Source organism: Streptomyces violaceusniger Tu 4113 (genome assembly GCF_000147815.2).
Lineage (GTDB): Bacteria > Actinomycetota > Actinomycetes > Streptomycetales > Streptomycetaceae > Streptomyces > Streptomyces violaceusniger_A.
In genome coordinates this window covers 436,984-461,897 of sequence record NC_015957.1, presented here as the reverse complement: position 1 = coordinate 461,897, position 24,914 = coordinate 436,984, and the positions used below count along the sequence as shown (strand labels likewise).

At 70.2% G+C, this 24,914-nt stretch carries 23 protein-coding genes; 14 read left to right on the top strand and 9 right to left on the bottom strand.

Annotated features, from left to right (window positions below):
- Window positions 1-39: 39 nt before the first annotated feature.
- Window positions 40-1,683 carry an MDR family MFS transporter gene (locus STRVI_RS02095; protein ID WP_014053962.1) on the bottom strand — a complete coding sequence of 548 codons (1,644 nt, stop codon included), beginning with the start codon at window positions 1,681-1,683 and terminating at the stop codon, window positions 40-42.
- A gap of 161 nt (window positions 1,684-1,844) precedes the next feature.
- Here STRVI_RS02095 and STRVI_RS02090 point away from each other — a divergent pair, with 161 nt between their 5' ends.
- Entirely contained in the window at window positions 1,845-2,423 is a 579-nt protein-coding gene (locus STRVI_RS02090; protein ID WP_014053961.1) for a TetR/AcrR family transcriptional regulator, read from the top strand.
- A 74-nt stretch (window positions 2,424-2,497) separates the two neighbouring features.
- On the opposite strand, the gene STRVI_RS02085 is transcribed toward STRVI_RS02090, so the two are convergent.
- Window positions 2,498-3,115 carry a M23 family metallopeptidase gene (locus tag STRVI_RS02085; RefSeq protein WP_014053960.1) on the bottom strand — a complete coding sequence of 206 codons (618 nt, stop codon included), beginning with the start codon at window positions 3,113-3,115 and terminating at the stop codon, window positions 2,498-2,500.
- Between the two features lie 308 nt (window positions 3,116-3,423).
- On the opposite strand from STRVI_RS02085, the gene STRVI_RS02080 reads away from it, so the two are divergent.
- A complete protein-coding gene (locus STRVI_RS02080; protein WP_014053959.1) occupies window positions 3,424-6,480 on the top strand; it encodes an NACHT domain-containing protein in 3,057 nt (1,018 codons plus the stop codon).
- Here STRVI_RS02080 and STRVI_RS02075 read toward each other — a convergent pair.
- Complete coding sequence (locus tag STRVI_RS02075) at window positions 6,431-6,646, bottom strand: hypothetical protein (protein WP_014053958.1); 216 nt, start codon at window positions 6,644-6,646, stop codon at window positions 6,431-6,433. The two genes, STRVI_RS02080 and STRVI_RS02075, sit on opposite strands and share 50 nt — an antisense overlap.
- A complete protein-coding gene (locus tag STRVI_RS02070; RefSeq protein WP_014053957.1) occupies window positions 6,643-7,077 on the bottom strand; it encodes an ATP-binding protein in 435 nt (144 codons plus the stop codon). Before STRVI_RS02070 ends, STRVI_RS02075 begins: the two co-directional genes overlap by 4 nt.
- Window positions 7,078-7,258: 181 nt before the next feature.
- Here STRVI_RS02070 and STRVI_RS02065 point away from each other — a divergent pair, with 181 nt between their 5' ends.
- From STRVI_RS02065 to STRVI_RS47340, 3 genes are read left to right on the top strand one after another with little or no spacing between them, the layout of a single operon-like run.
- Entirely contained in the window at window positions 7,259-8,149 is an 891-nt protein-coding gene (locus tag STRVI_RS02065) for a helix-turn-helix domain-containing protein (RefSeq protein ID WP_014053956.1), read from the top strand.
- Window positions 8,150-8,160: 11 nt separating this feature from the next.
- Window positions 8,161-8,355, top strand: coding sequence for a DUF397 domain-containing protein (locus STRVI_RS02060; protein ID WP_014053955.1), 195 nt, complete (start codon window positions 8,161-8,163; stop codon window positions 8,353-8,355).
- A gap of 12 nt (window positions 8,356-8,367) precedes the next feature.
- Complete coding sequence (locus tag STRVI_RS47340) at window positions 8,368-8,520, top strand: DUF397 domain-containing protein (RefSeq protein WP_353477027.1); 153 nt, start codon at window positions 8,368-8,370, stop codon at window positions 8,518-8,520.
- Between the two features lie 626 nt (window positions 8,521-9,146).
- Here the strand turns inward: STRVI_RS47340 and STRVI_RS02055 are convergent.
- Window positions 9,147-10,256, bottom strand: a complete 1,110-nt coding sequence (locus STRVI_RS02055; protein ID WP_014053954.1) for a methyltransferase domain-containing protein — start codon at window positions 10,254-10,256, stop codon at window positions 9,147-9,149.
- A gap of 349 nt (window positions 10,257-10,605) precedes the next feature.
- Here STRVI_RS02055 and STRVI_RS02050 point away from each other — a divergent pair, with 349 nt between their 5' ends.
- From STRVI_RS02050 to STRVI_RS02040, 3 genes are all read left to right on the top strand, one after another.
- Window positions 10,606-11,739, top strand: a complete 1,134-nt coding sequence (locus tag STRVI_RS02050) for an NADH:flavin oxidoreductase (RefSeq protein WP_014053953.1) — start codon at window positions 10,606-10,608, stop codon at window positions 11,737-11,739.
- Window positions 11,740-11,845: 106 nt separating this feature from the next.
- On the top strand, window positions 11,846-12,106 hold the full coding sequence (locus tag STRVI_RS02045) for an RNA recognition motif domain-containing protein (RefSeq protein ID WP_014053952.1): 261 nt from the start codon (window positions 11,846-11,848) through the stop codon (window positions 12,104-12,106).
- Between the two features lie 101 nt (window positions 12,107-12,207).
- The gene (locus STRVI_RS02040) at window positions 12,208-13,545 is read left to right on the top strand and encodes an LmeA family phospholipid-binding protein (protein WP_014053951.1); all 1,338 of its coding nucleotides are present in this window, start codon (window positions 12,208-12,210) and stop codon (window positions 13,543-13,545) included.
- A 99-nt stretch (window positions 13,546-13,644) separates the two neighbouring features.
- Here the strand turns inward: STRVI_RS02040 and STRVI_RS02035 are convergent, their stop codons facing one another.
- Both STRVI_RS02035 and STRVI_RS02030 read right to left on the bottom strand, forming a co-directional pair.
- Entirely contained in the window at window positions 13,645-14,892 is a 1,248-nt protein-coding gene (locus STRVI_RS02035) for a sensor histidine kinase (RefSeq protein ID WP_014053950.1), read from the bottom strand.
- Complete coding sequence (locus tag STRVI_RS02030; RefSeq protein WP_014053949.1) at window positions 14,886-15,542, bottom strand: response regulator transcription factor; 657 nt, start codon at window positions 15,540-15,542, stop codon at window positions 14,886-14,888. Before STRVI_RS02030 ends, STRVI_RS02035 begins: the two co-directional genes overlap by 7 nt.
- Before the next feature lie 222 nt (window positions 15,543-15,764).
- Between STRVI_RS02030 and STRVI_RS02025 the strand changes: the two genes are divergently transcribed.
- From STRVI_RS02025 to STRVI_RS02005, 6 genes are all read left to right on the top strand, one after another.
- Window positions 15,765-16,289: a hypothetical protein gene (locus STRVI_RS02025; protein ID WP_014053948.1), complete on the top strand. Its 525-nt coding sequence runs from the start codon at window positions 15,765-15,767 to the stop codon at window positions 16,287-16,289.
- Window positions 16,286-17,434, top strand: a complete 1,149-nt coding sequence (locus STRVI_RS02020; RefSeq protein ID WP_014053947.1) for an efflux RND transporter periplasmic adaptor subunit — start codon at window positions 16,286-16,288, stop codon at window positions 17,432-17,434. The genes STRVI_RS02025 and STRVI_RS02020 overlap by 4 nt, the downstream gene beginning before the upstream one ends.
- Before the next feature lie 113 nt (window positions 17,435-17,547).
- Entirely contained in the window at window positions 17,548-18,213 is a 666-nt protein-coding gene (locus tag STRVI_RS02015) for an ABC transporter ATP-binding protein (protein WP_043237695.1), read from the top strand.
- The gene (locus STRVI_RS02010; RefSeq protein ID WP_014053945.1) at window positions 18,210-19,451 is read left to right on the top strand and encodes an ABC transporter permease; all 1,242 of its coding nucleotides are present in this window, start codon (window positions 18,210-18,212) and stop codon (window positions 19,449-19,451) included. Before STRVI_RS02015 ends, STRVI_RS02010 begins: the two co-directional genes overlap by 4 nt.
- A 164-nt stretch (window positions 19,452-19,615) precedes the next feature.
- Entirely contained in the window at window positions 19,616-19,744 is a 129-nt protein-coding gene (locus tag STRVI_RS55480; RefSeq protein ID WP_014053944.1) for a hypothetical protein, read from the top strand.
- A 108-nt stretch (window positions 19,745-19,852) separates the two neighbouring features.
- Window positions 19,853-21,937: an ABC transporter ATP-binding protein gene (locus STRVI_RS02005; RefSeq protein WP_251982849.1), complete on the top strand. Its 2,085-nt coding sequence runs from the start codon at window positions 19,853-19,855 to the stop codon at window positions 21,935-21,937.
- A gap of 726 nt (window positions 21,938-22,663) precedes the next feature.
- On the opposite strand, the gene STRVI_RS02000 is transcribed toward STRVI_RS02005, so the two are convergent.
- Together STRVI_RS02000 and STRVI_RS01995 are read right to left on the bottom strand one after the other, a co-directional pair.
- Window positions 22,664-24,088, bottom strand: coding sequence for a HAMP domain-containing sensor histidine kinase (locus STRVI_RS02000; protein ID WP_014053942.1), 1,425 nt, complete (start codon window positions 24,086-24,088; stop codon window positions 22,664-22,666).
- Window positions 24,085-24,825 carry a response regulator transcription factor gene (locus STRVI_RS01995; protein ID WP_014053941.1) on the bottom strand — a complete coding sequence of 247 codons (741 nt, stop codon included), beginning with the start codon at window positions 24,823-24,825 and terminating at the stop codon, window positions 24,085-24,087. Before STRVI_RS01995 ends, STRVI_RS02000 begins: the two co-directional genes overlap by 4 nt.
- Window positions 24,826-24,914: the final 89 nt, after the last annotated feature.

Genomic DNA, 24,914 nt, shown 5'->3' with positions numbered 1-24,914 from the left:
GAGGCCGTATGTCAGAGGCCGTCGTTCAGAGGCCGTAGGTCAGACGGTCTCGGCGACCGGCGCCGCGTCGGCCGGGGCCTGGTCGCCGTCGGTGGACTTGGCGGCGCCCCCGCGCAGCGGGACCTCCTTGACGAACCAGGCCGCGAGGAAGCCGATGATGCTGATCAGCGCGCCCCACAGGAACACCTGGTGCGCACCGCTGGCCACCGCGTGGGTGTACGCGTCCCGGATCCCCGGGGGCAGCTTCTTGAGGCTGGCCGGGTCGAGCTGGGCGCTCCCGGAGGTGACGGCCGCGGCCTTCCCACCGGCCCGCTCGCTCATGGTGTCCCGCACCTGGCTGGTGAACAGGGCGCCGAGGATGGCGACACCGAAGGAGCCGCCCAGAGTGCGGAAGAGGGTGGCGGAGGAGCTGCCGACGCCCATGTCCTTCATCTCGACGCTGTTCTGCGCCACGAGCATGGTCGTCTGCATGAGGCAGCCCATGCCCATGCCGAGCACCGCCATGTAGAGGCCGGAGCTGAAGCGGGTGGTCTCGGTGTCCATCGTGGACAGCAGGAACATCCCGGTGGTGATCAGGAAACCGCCGATGATCGGGAAGATCTTGTACTTGCCGGTCTGGGTGGTGACCCGGCCCGCGACCAGCGAGACGACCAGCATGCCCAGCAGCATCGGGAGCAGCAGCAGCCCGGAGTTGGTGGCCGTGGCGCCCTGGACGGTCTGCTGATAGAGCGGCAGGAAGGTGGTCGAGCCGAACATCACGAAGCCGACGAGGAAGCCGATGGCGGTGACCAGCGTGAAGTTGGGGTTACGGAAGATGTGCAGCGGCAGCACGGGCTCGGCGACCCGCTGCTCGACGAAGACGAACGCGACGAGCGAGAGGACACCGACCGCCCCGAGCCCGAGGATCTGGGCCGAACCCCAGTCGTACTCGTTGCCGCCCCAGGTGGTGATCAGCACAAGCGCGGTGATGCCCACGGTCAGCAGGGCCGCACCGGTGTAGTCGATCCGTCCCTGGGAGCGCTTCTTCGGCAGGTGCAGCACGGCGGTGATCGCAGCGAGGGCGACGGCGCCGAGCGGGAGGTTGATGTAGAAGATCCAGCGCCAGCCGAGGTGGTCGGTGAGGGTACCGCCGACCAGCGGGCCACCGATCATGGCCACGGCCATCACACCGGCCATGATGCCCTGGTAGCGGCCACGCTCCCGGGGCGGCACCAGGTCACCGATGATCGCCATCACGCCGACCATCAGGCCACCCGCGCCCAGGCCCTGGATGGCCCGGAAGCCGATCAGCTCCCCCATGCTCTGTGCCATACCGGACAGGGCCGAGCCACCGAGGAAGACCACGATGGAGGTGAGGAAGACGCCCTTGCGGCCGTACATGTCGCCGAGCTTGCCCCAGATGGGGGTCGAGGCGGCGGTGGCCAAGGTGTACGCGGTCACCACCCAGGAGAGGTGGTCGAGCCCCCCCAGCTCGCCGACGATGGTCGGCATCGCGGTGCCCACGATCATGTTGTCGAGCATCGCGAGCAGCATCGCGATCATCAGTGCGAAGATCACCACACTGGTACTGCGCTGCTTCGGCTCGGCCTTGCCCTTGGGCTCCTTGGGTATCTGGGCCTCCTGGGCGGGCTGAGCCGATATCGAAGCGGATGGCGCTTCGTCTTCTGATGGTTTCCGGAACATGTTCTCCGTCTCCCCCTGGATGATGAGAGCCCTGACGCCCACTTACTTGCCGCCCGGCTAGTTCAGTACAGTGGAGACGGTAAGGCGCCAACTAGCCGGGCGTCAAGTAAGTTACGTTCGGCCTGCCGACGGCAGCCAGACCACCAGCACAGGAGAGCACCATGGGCAGCACACCGCGGCGGGGAGACACCCGTCAGCGCATCCAGGACGTGGCCCTGGAACTCTTCGCGGAGCGGGGTTACGAGAAAACGTCACTGCGCGAGATCGCCGAGCACCTCGAGGTCACCAAGGCAGCGCTCTACTACCACTTCAAGACCAAGGAAGACATCGTCCTCAGCCTGTTCCAGGACCTGGGCCGGCCGCTGGACGAGCTGATCGTCTGGGGCGAGCAGCAGCCGCGCACGCTGGAGACCAAGCTGGAGCTGCTGCGCCGCTACAGCGCGTCCCTGGACATCGCCGAGCCGCTGATGCGCTTCATGCAGGAGAACCAGGCGACGGTGCGCGAGCTGAGCATCGGCCAGATCTTCAAGAACCGGATGCTCGCCATCTCCGCCCTGATCCGGGACCCGGAGGCGCCCATGGTCGACCAGGTCCGGAGCATCACGGCCCTGTTCAGCATGCATGCGCGGATGTTCGCGCTGCAGGCGATCGAGGGCGACGCCGAGGCCAAGCGCAAGGCTGTCCTCGAAGTCGCCCTCGATCTGGTGAAGCAGGCGCATGCGTCATCGACGCATGGCTGATATGCGCGCAAAGCGCATGAATTGCGTCAGACCTTGACGCCGTGGTCGCGTCAGGTCTTGACGCCGTGGTCGCGTCAGACGTTGACGCCGTGGTCGCGGAGGAACTTGAGCGGCTCGACCGCGCTGCCGTAGTTCGGCGTCGTACGGATCTCGAAGTGCAGGTGCGGGCCGGTCGAGTTGCCGGTGCTGCCGGACAGGCCGATCTGCTGGCCCTCGGTCACGGTCTGGCCGATCCGGACATCGATCCGGGACAGGTGGGCGTACTGCGAGTACGTCGCGTTGTCGTGCTTGATCACGATCGCGTTGCCGTACGCGGGGCCGTCACCGCCGCCGTTCGGGCCCGCCTTGACGACGACGCCGTCGTGGGCCGCGTGCACCGGGGTGCCCGTCGGCACGACGAAGTCCTGACCGCTGTGGTTGTGCGACCACAGGTTGCCCGCCAGACCGAAGCCCGCGCCTATCGAGAACTTGTCGACCGGGGTCTGCCAGTCCTTCGCGGGGGCCTTCTTGGCCGGGGCCTTCACGGCGACCTGCTTGACGGACGGGGCGGCGGGGGCCTCGCCCGCCCCCACGGCGAACGCCGTTCCGGCGCCCAGCGCGAGCGAGGCGCCCAGGCCGACGGCGACCACAGCGGCGCGCCCCTTGGATACGGACGTGAGCGAGAAACGGCGGTTTGTGGCGCGCGGGGCCATGGGAAGTACCTCCAGAAGCGTCTTTGGACGCCTCTTGTTATCCCGTTCTCGCGAATAGGCCAAGGCGTTCTTCTACTAAGTGGTTACGTAGCGAATTGGTTATGTGATGCGTTTCCCGTGCGAAATTCCCGGAAACCCCCATCACACCTCTGACCTGCGAGATCCCCTATTTACCGTAGTAGGCACCGAAGGGCCTGTGTGAGAAGTCACCTGCGCAGGGACTTTCGGATGTCCGATTCGGGACCAAAGTCCTTACCCCGCTGTACGCTGTCCGGTCAGGGACACACAACTACCGGGGGGAATGGGACGTGGATCCCGCAGTCATCGGCGCGCGCCTGGCGTCGGGCGTCGCCGCACCGCTCATCAAGAAGCTGTTCGTCAAGGAGGGGCCGGGCGCCGGGCTGGTCGACCAGCCGGTCCGCATTTCCTCCCTCGTCTCGTTCCGCGGCGAGAAGCGCACGCTGACCGAGAAGGACCTCGACAAGCTCGCCGCCGAACTGGTCGCCCAGGCCACCCGGCACGCCGGCCCCGGCGAGCGGCCGTGCCCCGCCGACGAGGACGAGCTCGTCGCCGAGCAACTGGCCACCACGCTGTACGCGCTCGGCGACCTCGACATGAACGACGTCCAGGCGGTGCAGCTCGGCCACCGAGGACTGGCCCGTGCGCTGATCGACGCCACCCTCGCCAAGGGCAACAAGCTGTTCCTCAGCCAGGGCGGCACGCTGCTCTACCAGCGCCTGCTGGACACCGCCTGCCTGCACATCCTGCACTTCTTCACCCAGCGCTCGGCCTTCATCCCCCGCACCCTCGTCGACCAGAGCGGCCGACTCAGCGAGCTGATCACCAAGATCGACATCCTGATCGAGCGGATTCCGTCCCAGACCGCGCAGGACGCGGGGTTCGAGCGCCGCTACGCCGAGTACATGATCGGCAAGCACTCCACGCTGACCATCGTCGGGATCGACCTCAGCCACGCGGAGGCCACGTGGCCGCTGGATGCGGCGTATCTCAGCCTGGAGGCGGTCTCCTCGGGCGAGGAGCGTCCGCTGGGGGCGTTCGCCGGGGAGCCCGGTGGGTCCGGTGAGTCACCCGCCGCCGAGCACACCGCGCATGCCGCGCTCCCTGCGGCCCTCCCCGCCGACCGGGCGCTCTCGGGCCATCAGCGGGTGCTGCTGCGCGGGGTCGCGGGCTCCGGCAAGACCACGCTCGTCCAGTGGCTCGCCGTGTGCACCGCACGGCAGGAGTCGCCGCGCGGCCTGGAGCAGCTCATCGGCCGCGTCCCCTTCGTCCTCCCCTTGCGTACGATCGCCCGCCAGGCATCCCTGCCCTCCCCGGCCTCATTCCTGGCCTCCGTCCACAACCCCCTGGACGGCGCGCAGCCGCCCGGCTGGGCCGACCGCGTCCTGAACGCCGGCCGCGGGCTGCTGCTGATCGACGGCATCGACGAGATCCCCGAGCGCGACCGCGAGCGCACCCGGGCCTGGCTGACCGACCTCCTCATCGCCTACCCGGACAATCTGTGGCTGGTCACCTCCCGCCCCTCCGCTGTCGCCGACGACTGGCTGGGGGCGCAGGGCTTCTCCGAGTTCACGCTGTCCCCGATGAGCCGCGAGGACATGGCGGCGTTCATCGACCGCTGGCATGAGGCGGCGCGCCAGAGCTGCCGTACGGAGGAGGAGCGGGCGGCGCTGGACGACTACGAGTCGGCCCTGCACACGGCCGTCCGCACCAAGCAGGACCTGAGCCGCCTCGCCACGAACCCGCTGATGTGCGGGCTGATCTGCGCCCTGCACCGCGCCCGGCGCGGCTATCTGCCACCGGGCCGCAAGGCTCTGTACGACGCGGCGCTGTCGATGCTGCTGACGCGGCGCGACACCGAGCGCCATATCTACGCGCCGGGTGACGTCCAGTTGGACGAGGAGCCGCAGATCCAGCTCCTCCAGCGGCTCGCCTACTACCTGATCCGCAACGGCGAGGCCGAGCTGGACCGCGACCGCGCGGAGCGCCTCATCGAGGAGGCCCTCCCCTCCGTCCCCGCCGCCCAGGCCTTGGGCGACGCCCCGGCCATCCTGCGCCATCTGCTGCTCCGGAGTGGGCTGTTGCGCGAGCCGTCCGTGAGCACGGTGGACTTCATCCACCGCACCTTCCAGGACTACCTGGGCGCGAAGGCGGCGGTGGAGGCGTGGGACGTCGGCCTGCTGATCCGCAATGCGCATGACGCGCAGTGGGAGGACGTCATCCGCATGGCGGTCGCGCATGCGCGACCGCGCGAGCGGGCGGAGCTGCTGAACAAGCTGCTGGAGCTGGCCCGGCACAAGGACGGCGCCGACTCGGCGCTTCGTCTGTTTCTGCTGGCCATGGCCTGCCTGGAGCACGCGCCCGATCTGGACCCGGCGATACGGGACGAGGTCACGCGGCACGCGATGGGGTTCATCCCGCCCCTGGACATCCCGCGAGCACGGGAGTTGGCCACGGTGGGCCCACTGGTCCTGGAGCTTCTTCCGGGGCCGGAGGGGCTGGCGGACGAGGTCGCGGAAAGCTGTGTGGTGACGGCCTCACGCATACCGGTGGACGCGGCGATCCCCTATCTGGCCCAATTCGCCGACCACCCGGCGCTCAATGTTCGTCGACAGCTCGCCTCGTGCTGGGGGCGATACGACACTGAACGCTACTTCGCGGACGTGATCTCCCGCCTCCAACCGGACGGGCTGTACTTCGTGGCCGAGTCCACGGAGCACTTGCGCCTGCTTCAGGAAACCGGCCCTCACTCAAAGCTGCTCCTGCGCGGCAACCTCACGGAGGATGAGCTCCGCGCCTCCCTGGATCCCAGCCATCTCACCCACCTATGGATGCCCAACAACAATGTCCTGCAAGATCTCGGCGCCGTCGGTGACTTCCCTCAACTGCAAGAGCTCGACTTGGCCGGTTGTACCCGGGTTACCGATCTGACCTCGCTAGGTGACGCTCCCCTGCGGTCCTTAAGCTGCACCACAACCCCGGAAGGCCAGATCCTCCGCACTCTGGATCAGTTCACCTCCCTGGAAAGCCTCACGATCTTGGTCAGTGGGCACAAGTCGCTAGCATCGGAACACCAGCTACCGCACATCTCCCAGCTGCACATCGTCTTCTACGAATCAGTGGACCTTGACGGCCTATCCCACACCTTCCCGGGGCTTCGCCGCCTCATAATCGAGGGCGTATCCAGGCACACGCATCCCATCGACCTGACTCCGCTTCGCAATCTCAGCCACCTGGAGTTGGTCACCATCGGCGATTCCCTGACAACCGGTAGCGAACAGCTCGTGGGTGTCAGGATCAGGACCTTCGCCGACGCTCGGCCTTCAAGAGACGCTGATAGTCCGTGAGCACGCGCAGCAGCGCGAAGCCGGTGCCGAGAGGGATGGTGCCGAGTTCCAGCCGGGGTTGCCGGGGGTCGGTGAGGTCGGCTCGTACGTCGGGGAGCCGTACGCCGTGGGCGGCCAAGTCGTCGCGCAGGGCCTCGGCGACTCGCTCAGCGGGAGTGGCATTCATGCGGTGCTTTTCGTGTTCGCGGGCGGGACGTTGAACTCGAACCACACCGCTTTGCCGGTGCCGTTGGCCGGTTCGTCGGGGGTCATGCCGCAGCCGTCGGAGAGGACGGTGACCAGGAAGAGGCCGCGCCCGTTGGTGTCATCGCCGGCCGCGCGCCGGGGCGAGGGCAGTTCGGGGCTGTCGTCGTGGACGGTCACGCGGACGCGGTCGTGCTGGATGGTGGCGGCCATCCGTACGTCGCCCTTGCCATGGCGATGGACGTTGGTCACCAACTCGGATGTGCAGAGGGCTGCCGCTTCGGCGAGTTGGGGTAACCCCGAGGCCGCGAAGATGCCGCGTACGAAGTCGCGGCACAGGCGGGGTGAAGTGGGGAGGGCGGGGGCGGAGAGGGTGTAGCGGTGCGGATGTTCCGGGTGTGCGAGTGCTCCCATGCGACGCCTCCGTGGCGCTTCGTAAACGGGCATCGTGCGGCTCTCCACAGCTCCGCTGTGTGACTGCCACCACACACACGGTAGAGATAGGGGATGACAAGTTCAACCTAGTCACAAGAATGAGTGGACCGGCCCACGCCTTGACGGCAGACTGTGGCCCACACCCTGAGGAGAGACCCCGTTGGCACTGCGAACCAACCCCACGGAAAGACAGCGCCGCCTTGGCGCAGAGCTGCGAAGGTTGCGCGAGCAAGCTGGGTTGACGCTGAACGAGGCGGGCGCGCTCATCGACATGGGTCGTGTGCACCTGACGCATGTCGAGGGCGGCCGCACGGCGATCCCGAGCGAGCGACTGCGTCGGCTTTGCGAGGGTTATGGGTGCACAAGTGTGCCCCTTGTCGAGGCGCTGGTCAGCCTCGGGGAAGACAAGGGCAAGGGCTGGTGGAGCGGCTACAAGGGCGACATGCGCGCCGCAGCCCTCGACTTGGCGGAACTTGAGTCCCGCGCCATCGGGCTTCGCTCCTACGAGTCGCTGTTCATCCCCGGGGTCTTCCAGTCGGAGGATTACACCCGCGCCATCTTTCGGGTCAGCGACGTGGTGACGAACCCTTCCGACATCGACCGGGCGGTGGAGTTTCGGATGCGCCGCCAGGCGGCCCTCACCGCTGAAGACCCGCCCACGGTCCATGCCGTCATCCACGAGGCTGCGCTGCACATGCGGTTCGGCGGCTCCGCCGTGACGCGCAAGCAGTTGCTGCGGCTCGTAGAACTGGCGGAACTGCCGCATGTGACGATTCAGGTCCTGCCCTTCGCGGCCGACGGCCTTCCGATGGCGAACACGCCCTTCAACCTGATCGCTTCACACGGCGGGATTCTGGAAACCATCCAGTTGGACCACGCAAGCCAGTCCATGTTCCTGCACGACCCGGAGTCGGTCGCCCAGTACCGAAGGCACTTCGACCGGCTCCGTGGCGTAGCCCTACCGCCGGTGGACACCAGCCCTTCCGCGATCAGCCATGACGTTCGAGATTCGCTTGGCCTGATCCGACACATCCTCTACAGCCATTACTAGGAAGCGTGGTCATGCCTGATCTCAAGTGGCGCAAGTCCTCCTTCAGCACGGACGTCCACCAAAACTGCGTGGAACTCGCCGCCGTCGCAGACGGCATCCGCATACGCGAGAGCGACGAGCCCGAAACGGTGATCCGCACCAACCCAGCAGCCCTTCGGTCGTTCATACGAGCCGTAAAGACCGCACGCCTCGACCACATCCGCTGAGGAAGGTCGGTCATGTCGGACCTCACCTGGCAGAAGTCATCGTTCAGTGAAGCTGCTGCGGCCAACTGCGTGGAACTCGCCGCCACCCCCGGCGGCATCCACATACGCGAAAGCGATGAGCCCGATGCGGTGATTCGCAGCTCGGCTCCCTCATACGTGCCGTGAAGGCCAGCCGCCTCGACCACACCCTCTGAGCACAGGCCGGGCGTCAGGCGCGGGCCTCGCCTCGCGCGCTTCGCGCGATTGAGCAGCGGAGGGCGGGGGCCGGGGCGCAGGGCGCGTTGCCGACCGCCGGGCCGGTGGGGGCCCGCGCCGTGACGGCAACCGCGCCCGGGGGCCGATGCCGATCCGGAGCGCGGCCCGGCGGGACGGCCCCTCCGGGTACCCCCTCCGAAAACGCTTGACCTGAAGCAACTACCTTGTCAAGGGATTTCGGGAGAGGTACCCCCTGCGGCGTCGAGTGCGATGGTGGACCGTTCAGGCGCGACTGATGGATGGTCCAGTGCCGCAGTGGATGCGGAGTCCGGCGGTCCGGCGACGGGCCTCGCCTCCTGCACACGGATGCCGCCACCGGCGGTCGCTCCCACCGGCCCGGCGGTCGGCGGTCGATCCGCGCCCCCGCCCCTGCCCCGCTGCTCAATCGCGCGAAGCGCGCGAGACGGCGCCGCACCCGGCCCATGCGCCGCACCCGACCGATGCGGCACCCCCGGCGGAGGCGGCCTGTCGGGCGAGCGGGACGGCCCCCGACCGGCGGGACGGCGCTCCGGCTACGCGGCGGGCAGGGGTACCGGCTACGCGGCGGGCAGGGGCCACGCCGCCGAGGGATCGCCGAGCCATACCCGGTGGTGGCCATCGGCCGTGACCGTCAGCCCGAAGTCGAACAACTCCGGCCGCCCGGCGCCCTCCCACCAGGCGAGGGCCTCGGCGGTCTCGACGGCCAGGTCTCGCGGCCCCCACTGGTGCACCGCGCCATCCGCCGCGTACGCCCAGGAGTCCCGGCTGCACCACCAGTGCCCGCCGTCCTGCGCCCAGTGCGCCACGTCGGCCAGCCTCAACCCGACCGCGAACTCGGCGTGCGGGTCGGCGAGCACCGTGACGTCCACGTCGGACTTGCCGGCGCGGCTCTCCTCCCACGCCTCCGTGGAGAAGACCCCATCGATACGCGGGCGCGCCCGCTGGCCCCGCACGGCCATGAACGTCACCGCGCCCACGAACCGGCCCTCGACACAGCCGTCCGAGACGGTCAGCCGTGCGAGCCCGTGCGAGCAGAACGCGGTGCGGAACGGGGCCAGGATCAGGCCGCCGGGCCGCACCTGCTCCACCCACGCCCACGGGATCGACGTCACCGAGGCCGTGGCCACCAGACGGTCGTAGGGCGCGCCCCCGCGCCAGCCCTGCTCGCCGTCCGCTTCCAGCACCGTCACTCCGCCGTACCCGGCCCGGTGCAGCGCGACTCGTGCGCCGTCGGCCACCTCCGGGTCGACGTCCAGCGTGGTCACCCGCCCGGCGCCTGCCCGCTCGGCCAACAGCGCCGCGTTGTACCCGGTGCCCGCCCCGATCTCCAGCACCCGATGCCCCGGCCGCAGATCCAGCTCGGCGAGCATGGTCACGACGGCAGTCGGCGCGGAGATGGAGCTGGTGGGCACATCGCCGCCGGCGGTGGCGGGGGCCCCGTCGTCCACCTGTGTGGTCATGGCCTGCGCGGGGTCATACACCATGCGGGCCCACCGGTCGGGGTCGTCCGCCCGGTGGAGCGGCCGGTACACGCCGCCGTCCACCACCCATACGGTGCTGGGGACGAATTCGCGTCGCGGGACGGCCTCGAACACGCGCCGTATCCACGGCTCGGCGATGTCGAGCGTCTCGGCCGCCCGCGCGCGCAGCTCTTCCAGATCGGTCACTTTCGGTGCGTTCCGCCGCCCGGCCTGGAGACATCCGGATGCTGCCCGTCCGAGTCCCGTGGACTCGGCTGCTTCGGTTGCGGGTTCGGTGTGGGCGGCTTGCCGTGCGTTCCCATGTCGGGCCCCCTCGCATCATTGGTCAAGCAGCCAGTGTGGGTCTGCCCACTGGCTGACAGTAGGGCGCGTAGGCACCAAGCGGGGGCAGACGGTGCCGCCGTGCGCCTGCACCCCGGCCGGGGGTTCAGCGGAGGCGGCCTCCGGTACTTGACCCTCACGTTGACGTCAGGTTTTAGCTTGGCCGGGCAGCGCGATTCCGCGCTGTGACGATGCCAGGTCAAGGAGTATCAACGTGTCCATAAACGGGAGTGCTGAGCGCGCGGCACAGGTTCTGTCCCGGCCGTTCACCGTGGGCGGGCTGACCGTGCCCAACCGGATCGCCATGGCGCCGATGACCCGCATGTTCTCGCCCGGGGGCGTGCCCAACGCCGATGTGGTGGCGTACTACGCGCGCCGCGCGGCCGGTGGGGTGGGGCTGATCATTACGGAGGGGACGTACATCGACCATCCCTCGGCCGGGCTGAGCGACAGCGTGCCGCGCTTCTACGGGGAGGACGCCCTCGCGGGGTGGGCCGACGTCGTGAAGCAGGTGCATCTCGCGGGTGGGCGGATCGCGCCGCAGATCTGGCATGTGGGGGTTTCGCGGGAGGAGGGCGCGCCGCCGCACCCGGAGGCGCCCGTGCTGAGCCCGTCGGGGATCGGGCTGAACGGCGAGCCGGTCGGGCGGGCGATGACGCAGGATGACGTGGACGCGGTGATAGCGGCCTTCGCGGAGGCGGCGGCGGGCGCGGAGCGGATCGGGTTCGACGGGGTCGAACTGCATGGCGCCCATGGCTATTTGATCGACCAGTTCCTGTGGGACGCGACCAACCGGCGCGGCGATGCCTATGGCGGCGACCCGGCCTCCCGGGTCCGGTTCGCCACCGAACTCGTGGCCGCTTGCCGTAAGGCCGTCTCGGCCGAGTTCCCGATCATCTTCCGTACCTCGCAGTGGAAGCAGGACCACTACGACGTGCGCATGGCCGAGACCCCGCAGGAGCTGGAGGCGCTGCTCACCCCACTGGTGGAGGCGGGGGTGGATGTCTTCCACTCCTCGACCCGGCGCTACTGGACACCGGAGTTCGAGGGCTCGGAGCTGAACCTCGCCGGGTGGACGAAGAAGCTCACCGGGAAGTCCACGATCACGGTCGGCTCGGTCGGGCTCAACCAGGACTTCCTGCCGACGTTCGTCCCCGGGACCGGCAGTGAGCAGGCGCAGGTGGCGGACATCGAGAATCTGCTGGACCGGCTGGAGCGGGACGAGTTCGATCTCGTCGCCGTCGGCCGCGCCCTGCTCGCCGACCCCGAGTGGGCCGCGAAGGTGCTCGGCGGGCGTACGGCGGAGCTGGTGCCCTACTCCAAGGAGCAGCTCGGCACGCTGCACTGAGCCGTATGACCGGTTCAGCCCATGCGGATGGCCCGTTTCATACCTCGCTGAGAGGATTGACACGGTTCGCTGCACTGGGGGCCACGGAGAACAAGGAGAGCCGGTCATGTCCAAACGACTGCATGTGGGCAACTTGAGCTACCAGACGACGACAAGGGACCTGGCGACCCTGTTCGGGCAGTTCGGCGAGGTGCTGGACGCCACCGTGATCACCGACCGGGAGAGCGGCCGCTCACGGGGGTTCGGGTTCGTGGAGATGGACGAGACGGCCGCGGAGAAGGCGATGGCCCAGCTCGACGGCACGGAGATGGACGGCAGGGCGGTCACCGTCACCGAGGCGAGGGCGGTCTCACGCGGCACGCGCTGAGAAACGGCACGTGCACGGAGGGCGAAATCGGAACGTGCGGTTCGCCACGTATCGCCGCTAGGACTTGCGGGTGGAGCAGTGTGGCGTGGTGGTATGGATGAATGCGATCCCCCACACGCATACCTTCACCCCAGCCCTCGCATCCTCACAGCGGTTCACCTGCTGTTCATTACAGCAACCCCTATGAGGAACTCGCCGAGCTCGCCGATCCGTACGATCCGGACGACCCCCTGGGCCTCGGCCTGGCGTCGGATGACGACGACGCCGATGGCGGCGGGCGCAGGGGTGAGCCGGTCGGCTCGGGCTCCGGTTCCTCCGGCTCGGGCTCCGGTTCCTCCGGCTCGGGCTCGGGAAGCGACGGCGCGGCGTGGTCACCGCCCAACCACCGCCGTTCGTCCCGGCGCCGGCGCGGGCGCTTCAGGGGGATACCGCTCACCGCGAAGGCGCTGATCGGGCTGCTCGTACTGGGCCTGCTGCTGGTGCTGGCCGACCGCTGTGCCGTCATGTACAGCGAGCGCAAGGCCGAGCAGGAGCTGCAGAAGAGGCTGGATCTGGCCACGGCGCCGAATGTGACGATCCACGGCTTCCCCTTCCTCACCCAAGTGCTCGGCAAGGATCTGCAGCAGGTCGACATCGCCGTCCCGGACGTGGCGGCCGACCGGGTCTCGCTCGCCGAGGTGCGTGCCCAGGCCCAGGACATCCGGATCGTGGGGGATCTGCCCAGCTCCTTCCGGGGCGCGACGGTGGGCCGGATGAAGGGCGATGTGCTGCTGTCCTTCGAGGACCTCAGCCGTGAACTGGGCGCCTCCCAGGTGCGGTTCCGGGCGCTGGGGCCCAGCTCGGTGCGCGCGGACGGGAAGCTCCCGGTCGCCGGCCAGCAGGTGTCGCTGCACGCCCAGGCACATATCCAGCGCCAGGGAGACCGTGGGATCTCCACCAGCGTCACCGATATGCGGCTGGACATCCCCGGGATCGCCACCTACCGGCCCGGCCCCGAGCCGCGCGCCGGGCTGTATCTGCACAAGAAGGCGGCGCAGCAGATCAGCGAGGACTCCGAGAAGGCGCAGGCGCTGCTGTCGATCCCCTCGGTGGCGGAGAAGCTCGGGGTGTCGCCGGCGGAGGCGGGGCAGGCGCGGAACGACGACCGGGTGCTGGACCGGATCACGGGGTCGCCGCGCTTCGTGCCCGCGCTGCTCGCGGTCAACCTCGTCCAGGCGGCCAACGACCATCCCCAGTTGGCCAGGAAGCTCGGCATCGACCCGACGGTGGCCGCGGCGCTGACGCGGATGAAGGTGCCGGAGCTGACGGACAAACTGGAGCTCTCCTTCCAACTGCCGAAAAAGGCCAAGGGCATCAAGCTGGCGAACATCGGCGTCTCCCCGGAGGGGATTCGGGCCGATCTGACCGGCGCGGGGCTGTCATTCGGGAAGACCCGCTAGAAAGGCCCGCTGGAACCTGGTCGCGGACGCGGGGCTGCGACTGAACGCGGCCGCGACCGGACGCGGGGCCGCGACCGGTCCCGGCGCCACCGCCGTGAGTCACCGCGTCGTCGGCAGCCGTACCTCGATGCGGAGGCCGCCCGCGGGGCCCGGGGCGGCGGTGACCGTGCCGCCGTGGGCGGTGGCGATGGAGCGGACGATGGACAGGCCCAGGCCGTGGCCGTGAACGGCGGTGCGATCGCGGTCGAGGCGGCGGAAGGGTTCGAACAGGCCGTCCACGCGGGTGGGGTCGATGCGGGGGCCGGTGTTGGTCACGGTCAGTCGACGGGCATCGTCGATGCGCACGGTGACCGTGCCCTGCGGGTGGTTGTACTGGATGGCGTTGCGCACCAGGTTGGACGCCAGATGCTTGAGGAGCACCGGGTCTCCGTTCACGGACAGGGGCGTGGTGTGCACCGCCGTGACGACGGTGTGCTCGGCGGCGAGGGAGCTGAGTTCGTCGGCGGCCTGCCGGGTGAGTTCGGCGAGGTCGGTGTCCTTGGTCTCGTCGAGTCCGCGGTCGCTGCGGGCGAGCAGCAGGAGTGCGGCGATGAGGTGTTCGGCCTCGCGGTTGGTGACGAGCAGATCCTCGCGGACCGGGATCAGGTGGGCAGGCAGCGGGTCGGCGAGGCCGACTTCGATGCTGGTGCGCTGGGCGGCCAGGGGGGTGCGCAGTTCGTGGGAGGCGTTGGCGACGAACCGGCGCTGGCTGGTGAAGGATCTCTCCAGGCGGTCCAGCATGGTGTCGTAGGTGTCGCCCAGTTCCCGCAACTCGTCTTGTGGCCCGGTGAGTTGAAGGCGTTCGTGAAGGTTCTCCTCGCTCATCCGGCGGGCCGCGAGGATCACTTTGCGTACCGGGCGCAGGGCCCGGCCGGCCAGCCACCAGCCCATGGCGCCGGACAGTACGGCCATGACGGCCAGGCCGACCGCCGACCACAGCACCATCTGCCGTACGGCGGTCCTCTGGAGCCTGTTGGTGACTTCCACCCTGGCCAGCCGGGCGTCCTCGGCCTGTTGTCGAGACCACGTCGAGGCGGCGGGGTCGGGACGCGCCGGGCCCCCGGTGGCCGACGAGGTCGAGGAGGTGGGTCGGGGAGCGGTCGGCCCGCCGGTGTGGTCCGTCGTGATGCTCGCGAACTGCTCCATGGTCCCCTGCCGGGCCAGCACCGTGACGAAGATCAGCAGGGCGGCTCCGGCGCAGAAGAACAGCGCGGTGAAAGCGGCGGCGAGTTTGGCGCGGAAGGTCAGCCGGTCGCGCAGCGCGGCCCGCAGGGCCCAGGGGCTGACGAGGGACAGGGGATTCAGCACAGCCGGTAACCTTTGCCGTCGTCCATGGAGATCGCGTCGGAGCGGCCGAGTTTGCCACGCAGCCGGCTGACGGTGGCGCGTACGGCGCTGGTGCGCGAGTCCATGTGCTCGTCCCACACACGGTCCAGAAGGGCACGGTGGGTCACGGCTTCGCCGCGCGCCTCCATCAGGAGCTGAAGGACGGCGAATTCCTTCGGGCTCAGCTCCACCGGCCTCCCATCGATACGGACTTCGCGACGGCCCCGGTCAAGCTCGATGCCGCCGTGCCGCAGGATCATCAGCGGGGGTGTGGGCACGCGTCGGCTCAACGCTCGGATCCGTGCGAGGAGTTCGGCGAAGTCGAAGGGCTTGGCCAGATAGTCGTCGGCGCCGAGATCGAGCCCGGACACCCGGTCCTCCACCGAACCGGCGGCGGTGAGCATGAGGATGCGGGGCGGGTCCTTGAGCGCGCGCAGGCGCAGGCACACCTCGTCGCCGCTCAGGACGGGCAGATCCCGGTCCAGGACGATGATGTCGTAGGCGTTGAGCAGGCACATCCGCTCGGCCACGTCCCCGGAGCCGGCCAGGTCGACCGCCATGGCCTCGCGGCGCAGGCCGGTGGCGATCGTACGGGCCAGGATGTGGTGGTCTTCGGCGATCAGGACCCTCATGGGGGAGCTTCCTCGGGGTGGCACTCGGGGTGGTACGCGGCAGTTACTGAAGGTAACAAACCGGGTGGATCGGACCCCGGCCCAGTCATGCAAGCAGGGAGGCGATTGCAGAGGGATAAGCGCGGCGGGGCGCGACGGCCTCCCGCGCTTACGTCCCTGCGCACGGCCGACTGGTTCTCTCATGGCGCAAGCACCGGCTCCTACCCCAACCGTGAGGTCCCCATGTCCGTCCTCTCCCTGCGTAAGCACTGTGCCCTGGCCTCGGCGGCCCTGGGCATGGTCCTCGTCCTGTCGGCCTGTGGCGGAGGCGGCGGCGATGACGATGTCGCCAGCGCCGGTGGCGAGAAGAAGCCGTCCGCGGGCGCTTCCCAGAAGGAGAAGAGCCCGGAGGAGATGCAGAAGGCCCGGCTGAAGTACGCGGCCTGCATGCGCGAACAGGGCATCGACATGCCCGACCCGGACGCTGACGGGGCGAAGTTCGTCCAGCCCTCCGACCCGAAGAAGTTCCAGGCGGCGCTCGATCAGTGCAAGCAGTTCATGCCGAACGCGGACGGCCAGGCCCCGGAGTACGCCCCTGAGCAGAAAGCGAAGGACGTGAAACTGGCCGAGTGCCTGCGCGACAAGGGAATCGAGGCCGAGGACCCGACCGACGAGGGGAGGATGAACATCCCGGACGGTGGATCGAAGAAGACGCAGGACGCCCTCAAGGCATGCGGCGCCATGTCCAGCGGTAAGACCGGCCGGTGACCGCCGCCACGGAGAGCGGCACCGTGCCGCAGAGCGAAGAGAGCGGGGACGACTCCCCCGACGCCGCCCCGCGCCACCGGCCACGCGGTCGCCGGCGCCGCGGCCACTGGATCATCGCGGCCGTCCTGGTCGCGGCGGTCGGCGGCGGCGTGTACTACGCGACCGCCGGCACCGGCACCGCCCCGGCGGCAGGCTCGGACAAGCCGACGCAGCACACGGACAAGGTCACCCGCCAGACGCTCATCAACAGCAAGCAGGTCGACGGAACGCTCGGCTTCAAGGGCAGCACCTCGGTCATGGGCCGGCTGCCCGGGACCGTCACCGGCCTGCCGGGCGTCGGCAGCACCGTCTCGCGCGGCGAGCCGCTCTACGGCGTGGACGGAAAACCCGTGGTCCTGCTGTACGGGAAGTCGCCCGCGTACCGGGACATGAAGAGTGGCGACAAGGGCGAGGACGTACGCCAGTTGGAGGAGAACCTCCAGGCGCTCGGCTACAGCGGCTTCACCCCCGACAGCGAATTCACCGACCTCACCGCGCAGGCGGTCGAACGCTGGCAGAAGACGCTCGGCCTTTCGCAGACCGGGAAGGTGACGGACGGCCGGGTCGTGTTCGCCTCCGGGGCCCTGAGGATCGCCACGCACAAGGCCCCGGTCGGCTCGAAGGTCCAGCCGGGCGGGCCCGTGCTGACCGGCACCTCGTCCAAGCGCCAAGTCCACGTCGACCTGGACATCGGTGACCGGTCGCTGGTGAAGAAGGACGGCACGGCCACCGTCACCCTCCCCGACGGCAAAACGGTCAAGGGCACGATCACCAGTGTCGGTACGACGGTGAAGAAGACGCCGGGCACGGACGGCGCCGCGGACAAATCCACCATCGGGGTCGACATCGAACTGGCCGACGGCGTGGCGGACATCACCGAAGCGCCGGTCACCGTCGGGCTCCAGAGCGCGAAGAAGGAGAACGTCCTGACAGTGCCGATCACCGCACTGCTCGCGCTCCGTGAGGGCGGCTACGGCGTCGAGGTCATCGGCGCCGACGGTAAGGGCACCGTCAGCGCCGTGAAGCTCGGCATGTTCGCGAACGGCAGGGTCGAGGTCGGCGGCAGCGGCCTCACGGCCGGCACCACGGTAGGGGTCGCCGCATGACGCCGGCCCTGGCGGGGCCCGTACCGACCGGACCCGCGCCGACCGGACCTGTACCAACCGGACCCGCGCCGACCGGACCTGTACCGACCGGACCCGCGCCAACAGAACCCGCGCTGGTGGAACTCGAAGACGTCGACCATGTCTATCCGGGCGGGGTACAGGTGCTCCATCAGGTGTCCTTCCGCGTCGATCGGGGCGAACTCCTCGCCGTCGTCGGCCCGTCGGGGTCCGGCAAATCCACCCTGCTCAACCTGATCGGCACGCTGGACGTGGCGACGTCCGGCACCGTACGCATCGACGGTCACGACATCGCCGGCCTGAGCGAGAGCAGGCTGTCCGCGCTGCGGGCCCGGTCCATCGGCTTCGTCTTCCAGCAGTTCTTCCTGGCCGACGGGGTCAGCGCGTTGGACAACGTCGCCGACGGACTCCTCTACCTGGGCGTCCCCCGCAGGGAACGCCGCGCGCGGGCCGAAAAGGTCCTGCGCCGGGTCGGCCTCGGGCACCGCCTCGACCACCGCCCGAGCGAACTGTCGGGCGGCGAGAAACAGCGCGTCGCCATCGCCCGCGCGGTGGTCGGAGACCCGCCACTGCTGCTGGCCGACGAGCCCACCGGAGCGCTCGACACCACGTCCGGAGCGTCCGTGGTGGAACTTCTGCGGGAACTCAACGCGGCCGGCACGACCGTCCTGATCATCACCCACGACCAGGAACTGGCCGCCGCACTGCCCCGCCGTATCCGCGTACGCGACGGCAGGATCACCGAAGGGGTACTGCGGTGAGCCGCCGCCTCGACCCGCGGCGCCTCACCGCGGCCCGTCTCACCGCGGCCCGTCTCACCCCCCGCAGGCTCAGCCTGGCCGACACCCTGCGGGTGGGCAGCGTGGGACTGCGCACCCGCCCCACCCGAGTGCTGCTGTCGGCGCTCGGTATCGCGATCGGTATCGCCGCGATGGTAGCGGTGGTCGCCGTATCCGCTTCCAGTCAGGCCGCGTTCAACGCCCAACTCGCCTCGGTGGGTACGAACATGCTCACCGTGACGCCCGGAAAGGACTTCGTCGGCGACCCCGCGCCACTGCCCGAAAACGCCGCCGAAATGGTCGGACACATCGCCCCGGTCGAGAACGCCGCGGCCACCGGCAGCGTCAAGGGCGCCAAGGTCTACCGCAACGACCACATTCCCAAGGCCGCCAGCAGAGGCATCGGTGTCCTCGGGGCCGGACTCGACCTGCCCAGGACGGTGGGGCTCCACATGGCCGCCGGAACGTGGCTCAACGGCGCCCAGAGCCGCTACCCGGCCGTCGTCCTCGGCACCACCGCGGCCGAGAACCTGGGCATCACCACCCCCGGTGCCCAGATCTGGCTCGGGGAGCAGTGGTTCACCGTCACCGGAATCCTCCAGAAGGCGCCGCTCGCCCCCGAGCTGGACTCGGCGGCGCTCATCGGCTGGGACGCGGCCAAGACCCACCTGGGTTTCGACGGCCGCCCCACGATGATCTACACCCGCACCGCCGACAGCAAGGTCGACCAGGTACGCGGAGTGCTCGCCGCCACCGTCAACCCCGAGGCACCCAACGAGGTCACGGTCTCCCGGCCCTCCGACGCGCTGAGCGCCAAGCAGGCCGCCAACCGGGCCTTCACCAGCCTGCTCGTCGGCATCGGCGCCATCGCCCTGCTGGTCGGTGGTGTCGGCGTGGCCAACACCATGGTCATCGCCGTCCTCGAACGGCGTGGCGAGATCGGCCTGCGCCGTGCGCTCGGCGCCACCCGTGGCCAGATCCGCACCCAGTTCCTCACCGAGTCGGTCATGCTCTCCGCCCTCGGGGGCATCAGCGGCGCCGCCCTCGGCGCGGGAGCATCGGCGGGATACGCGCTCTCCCAGAACTGGCAGGTGGTCGTCCCGCCCTGGGCACTGGGCGTCGGAGTCGGCGCCACCATGGCGATCGGCGCGCTCGCCGGCCTGTGGCCCGCCGTACGCGCGGCCCGGCTCGCGCCCCGGGCCGCGCTCTCCGGACCGTAGGCAGTGCGGTTCCCCATCCGGCATGAGAATTCCTTGAAACCGTTCTTGGTAAACGCACAGCTCAGCCCGATCTTCCTCACGGATATCGCTCCTAATGTCTTCCGTGTCGAAGCCGAACGGCTCCGGCAAAGGAAAAGAAACACCGAATCCCGAGAGGCAGAATCATGAGCTTCCACAAGATCGTCCCGGTCAAGCCCGCCCGTAAGGCCGAGCCGAAGAAGAAGCACCACGCCCCGAAGCCGGACCCGAAGAAGGGCCCGAAGAAGCCCCACCGTCGCCCCATCGGCGGCTGACCCACACCCCGGAGGCGGGTCCGCGGCATCGCGCCGCGGGCCCGCCTCGGCCATGTCCGGAGCCGAGCGGGAGTGACCGCCGTGACCTCGTACGAAGACCAGCCCACCATGCAGCTCCGCACGCTCGGGTCCGACCCGGCCACCGGCCTCGGCCGGCATCGGCGCACCGGGCGGCCGCGCCCTTACGGTCGTCATCAGCCGAAGGCGGCCCCGCGGCTCCCCGAGGAGTACCTGCCTGTCGACGCGGGGGACAGCGAGCACGGCGAACCCGGCGGCGAACCCGGCGAACCCGGCGGCGAACCCGGCGAACCCGGCGGCGAACCCGGGGAACCCGGCGGCGAGGGGGCCGCTCCGTGGCTGCCCTCGCGGCAGGCGTTCCGCCGGTTCTGGCCGCTCACCAGGGGCGACCGGCGCTGGCTGGTGCTCATCTGCGCCTGTGTCATCGCCGCGGCGCTCGCCGAGACCGCCGCGATCCTGCTGTTCTCCGATCTGACCGACAACGCCCTGCGGCAGGGCTCGCTCGGCGCGTTCTGGGTGCCTGCCGCGCAGTGGCTCGCGGTCGCGGTGCTCGGCGCGGCCGTCGGCTATACGGGCAACTCGCTCGCCGTATGGATCGCCGAGCGGTTCGTACTGCGGCTGCGGGCCCGGGTCTTCGCGCATGTGCAGGATCTGCCGCCGCACTTCTTCCAGCGCCACCGCCAGGGCGATCTGGTCGAACGCCTCACCGGGGACGTGGAGTCCATCGAGCAGATGGTGGTCTCCGGGGTGGTGAGCACCGTCGCCGCCCTCTTCAGCACGGTCTTCTTCTCGGTCGCCGCCTTCCAGTTGCGCTGGGACCTGGCGCTGGTCACCTTTGTCCTGGCGCCGCTCTTCTGGCTGGCCGCGCGACGCTTCTCCGGGCGGATCGGGTCGGTGGCGAGGGACGAGCGGGTCGCCGACGGTGCGATCACCTCCGTCGTGGAGGAGTCGCTCGGCAACGTCGTGCTGACGCAGGCGTACAACCGTAAGGACGCCGAGGAGCGGCGGCTGGGCCGGGAGGCCCGTGCGTGGATGCGGGCGTCGGTGGCCGGTGCCCGGATGAGCGAGCTGTACGAGCAACTGGTCGAGGTCATCGAGACGCTGTGCGTGCTCGCCGTGATCGGGCTCGGCGCCTGGGAGATCTCCCAGGACCGGATGACCATCGGGCAGTTGCTGGCCTTCGCCGCCTTCCTCGGCTATCTCTATCCGCCGATCCGCAACCTCGGACAGCTCGGTCTCACCCTTACGGCGGCGACGGCGGGCGCCGAGCGGCTGCTGGAGATCCTCGACGCCGAGCCCGCCGTGAGCGATCCGCCGCCCGGGGCCGCGGTGGCGCCGTGGCGGGTGCACGGCACGGTGGAGTTCGACCGGGTCGGCTTCCGCTACCCCGGGGGCGACCGGCGCACCCTGGCCGACGTCTCGTTCACCGCCCGGCCGGGTGAGTTCGTGCTGATCACCGGGGCGAGCGGGGCGGGCAAGTCCACCGTCTCCAAACTGCTGACGCGCTTCTACGACCCGGCGGAGGGATACGTACGGCTCGACGGCGTGCCCCTGTACGCGATGCCGCTGGGCTTTCTGCGGACGAACGTGACGCTGCTGCCGCAGGAGACCCTGATCCTGCACGACACCATCCGCGAGAACATCGCCTGCGGCCGCCCCGGGGCCGCCGAGCACGAGATCGTCCGGGCGGCGCGGGACGCCGCCGCGCACGACTTCATCACGGCGTTGCCGGAGGGCTACGACACCCGGATCGACCCGCATACGGCGCGGCTGTCCGGCGGCCAATTGCAGCGCATCGCCATCGCCCGCGCAATGCTGCGCGACGCGCCCGTCCTCGTCCTGGACGAGCCCACCACCGGTCTGGACGCGCTGGCCGCGCGGCGCGTCGTCCGGCCGCTGCGGCGGCTGATGTCCGGCCGCACCACGCTCATGATCACCCACGATCTGAACCTGGCACCGGACGCGGACCGCATCCTGGTGCTGGACCACGGGAGGGTGGTGGAGACCGGCACCCATCGCGAACTGCTGGCGCTGAACGGCGCGTACGCCCGGCTGCACGGCTCCGGGAACGGCGCTCTGGAGGGCCCCCTGGAGGGCGGCTCGTTGGACCGCCCCCTGGGCGGCTCCCCGACGAGCACGGACCCCCAACCGACGCTCCGGCTCGGGCCGTTCTGATGGGGGGCGGGCTGGCCTCGTCCGGGCTCAGCCGGACCGGGCGCACCGAGCGGACCGAGCTGAACGGGCTGAACGGGCCGGGCTGAGCGGACCGGGCTGAACGGACCGGGCCGGACCGAGCCGAGGCGGACCCCGCCGAGCCAGGCCGGGCCGCTCCGGAATCGCGCTAGGTCAGGCCGGGCCGCTCCGGACCCGCTCTGGGGCAGGCCGGACCGCTGAGCAGAACCCCCGCGGACCGAGCCGAGCCGGACCCCGCGCCAGGCCACGTCGGACCGAGCTGGCCCCCGCCGAGCCAGGCCGGACCGCTCCGGAATCGCGCTAGGTCAGGCCGGGCCGCTCCGGACCCGCTCTGGGGCAGGCCGGACCGCTGAGCAGAACCCCCGCGGACCGAGCCGAGCCGGACCCCGCGCCAGGCCACGTCGGACCGAGCTGGCCCCCGCCGAGTCGAGCCGAGCTGGCCCCCGCCGAGCCGGGCCGGACCGGACCGCGCTGGGCCGGGCCGGCGCCAGGCCACGTCGGACCGAGCCGGACCGGCGCCGGACCGGACCCACACCGGGCTGAGCCGGACCGGCGCCGAGCCGGACCCCGCCGGGCCGGGCCAGGCCGTACCGGGCCGTGCCGCGCCGTGTCAGGCCGCACCGGGCCGCGCCAGGCCAGGCCACACCAGGCCACACCAGGCCACACCAGGCCGCGCCGGACCCCACGCCCGGCCGCGCCGGGCCACGCTCAGTCGACGTCGATCCCCGGCGGAGCCGTCGGCGCCCCCGGGAGCCTGATCCAGGCGACGGTGCCGCCGCCCGGGGCCGCTTCCAGCCCCACCTGGCCGCCTGCCTGCTGGACCGTACGGGCCACGATCGACAGGCCGAGCCCCGAACCGGGCATGCTGCGGGCGGACGGGGAGCGCCAGAAGCGCTCGAAGACATGCGGCAGTTCCTCGGCGGGGATGCCGGGGCCGTGGTCGCGCACCCTTACCTCTCCGCTTCTGAGGACAACGTCGATCACACCACCCGATGGGCTGAACTTCACGGCGTTGTCGAGGAGGTTGACCAGCGACCGCTCCAGCGTGGCCGCCTCGCCGCGGACGTACCAGGGCTCGATCGAGGCGTTGATCGTGAGATGCGCACCGCGCAGCCGGGCCCGCTCCAGGGCCGTCCGCGCCACCTCGTGCAGGGCGATCACCTGCGGGGGGCCGCTGCCGGGCAGGGCGTCGGGCCGGGACAGCTCCTGCAGATCGCCGATCAGCGCGGCCAGCTCGGTCATCTGCGCCTTGACGCTCCCCATGAGCGCCTTACGGTCGGCGGGCGGCAGCGCGCGGCCGGTCTCCTCGCTGCGGGCGAGCAGTTCGATATTGGTCCGCAGCGAGGTGAGCGGGGTGCGCAGCTCATGTCCGGCATCCGCGATGAGCTGCTGCTGACGGTCGCGGGAGGAGGTGAGGGCCGCCGTCATGGAGTTGAACGACCGGGACAGCCGGGCGATCTCGTCATCGCCCTCCGCCGGGATGCGGACGGCCAGATCCTCCGTGCGGGCCACATGCTCGACCGCCTCGGTCAGCCGGTCCACGGGCTTGAGCCCGGTCCTGGCGATCCACAGGCCCGCGGCGCCCGCGCCGACGACGCCGACCCCGGCGACGAGCGCGAGGACGAGGGTGAGCGTGCCCAGCGGATGCTGGACCTCGCTCAGCGGGCGGGCCATGGAGACGGCGATCCCGCGCGGCAGCGGGCTGCCGGGGCCCTCGGTCGGCCGGTAGGTGTACACCCGCATGTCCCCGCCGCCGCCCGCGCCCGTCGCGTCATGCAGCGCGTTCGGCCGCTGCCCGACGGCCACCTCCACATCGGCGGTGGTCACCGGGAGCTGGGTGGCCCCGGGCTGGGTGCAGCGGCTTCCGTCGGCCAGCACGATCTGCACGGAGTACGAGCCGAGGGCGCGCGGGGTGTGGCCGTCGGCGCCCTCGGGGCTCTGGCACGCCTCCAGGATGCTCAGCACATTGCGCTCGTCCACCTTGACGTTGCGCAGGGACGAGTCGAGTTGGGCGCTGAGCTGCTCCCGGACGATCAGCCAGCACGCGAACGCGGACACCGCCACCGCCACCGCGACAGCCACCGCGGTCAGCAGGGCCAGCCGCGAGCGCAGCGGCAATCTGTGGAACCTCACGAGGGATCGCCCTCCGCGGGCCGCAGCACATACCCCACCCCGCGCACGGTGTGCACGAGCCGCGGCTCACCGGCCGCCTCGGTCTTACGGCGCAGATACATCACGTACACGTCCAGCGAGTTGGACGACGGCTCGAAGTCGAAGCCCCACACCGCCTTCAGGATCTGCTCACGGGTGAGCACCTGACGGGGATGGGCCAGGAACATCTCCAGCAGGGTGAACTCGGTGCGCGTCAGCTCGACGCGGCGCCCGCCCCGGGTGACATCGCGGGTGGTCAGGTCCATCCGCAGATCGCCAAAGGCCATCACGTCGCCCTCAGGGAGCGCCGCGCCCTGAAGGCCCGTGTAGGAGCTGCGGCGCAGCAGGGCGCGGAGGCGGGCCAGCAGTTCGTCCAGTTCGAAGGGTTTGACGAGGTAGTCATCCGCGCCCGCGTCGAGCCCGGTGACCCGGTCGCCGACCGTGTCCCGCGCGGTGAGCATGAGGATCGGCAGCGTCACCCCGGTGGCGCGCAGCCGCCGCGCGGCGGTCAGCCCGTCCATCCGGGGCATCAGCACATCGAGCACGATCAGTTCGGGGTCGTAGGAGCCGACCTTGTCCAGCGCGTCCAGTCCGTCCACGGCGGTCTCGGTCGCGTAGCCCTCGAAGACGAGGCTGCGCTGCAGGGCTTCCCGGACGGCCGGCTCGTCGTCGACGATCAGGATGCGGGCGGGCTGATCGCCGTGGTCGGCGGGGCTCATGGGTCGGTTTCCTTCACGATCACGATGACGGTGGGCGGGGAGGTGGCCGCGCTGCCGAGCGAGCCGCTCCGCGGGAATGGCTCCGTCGC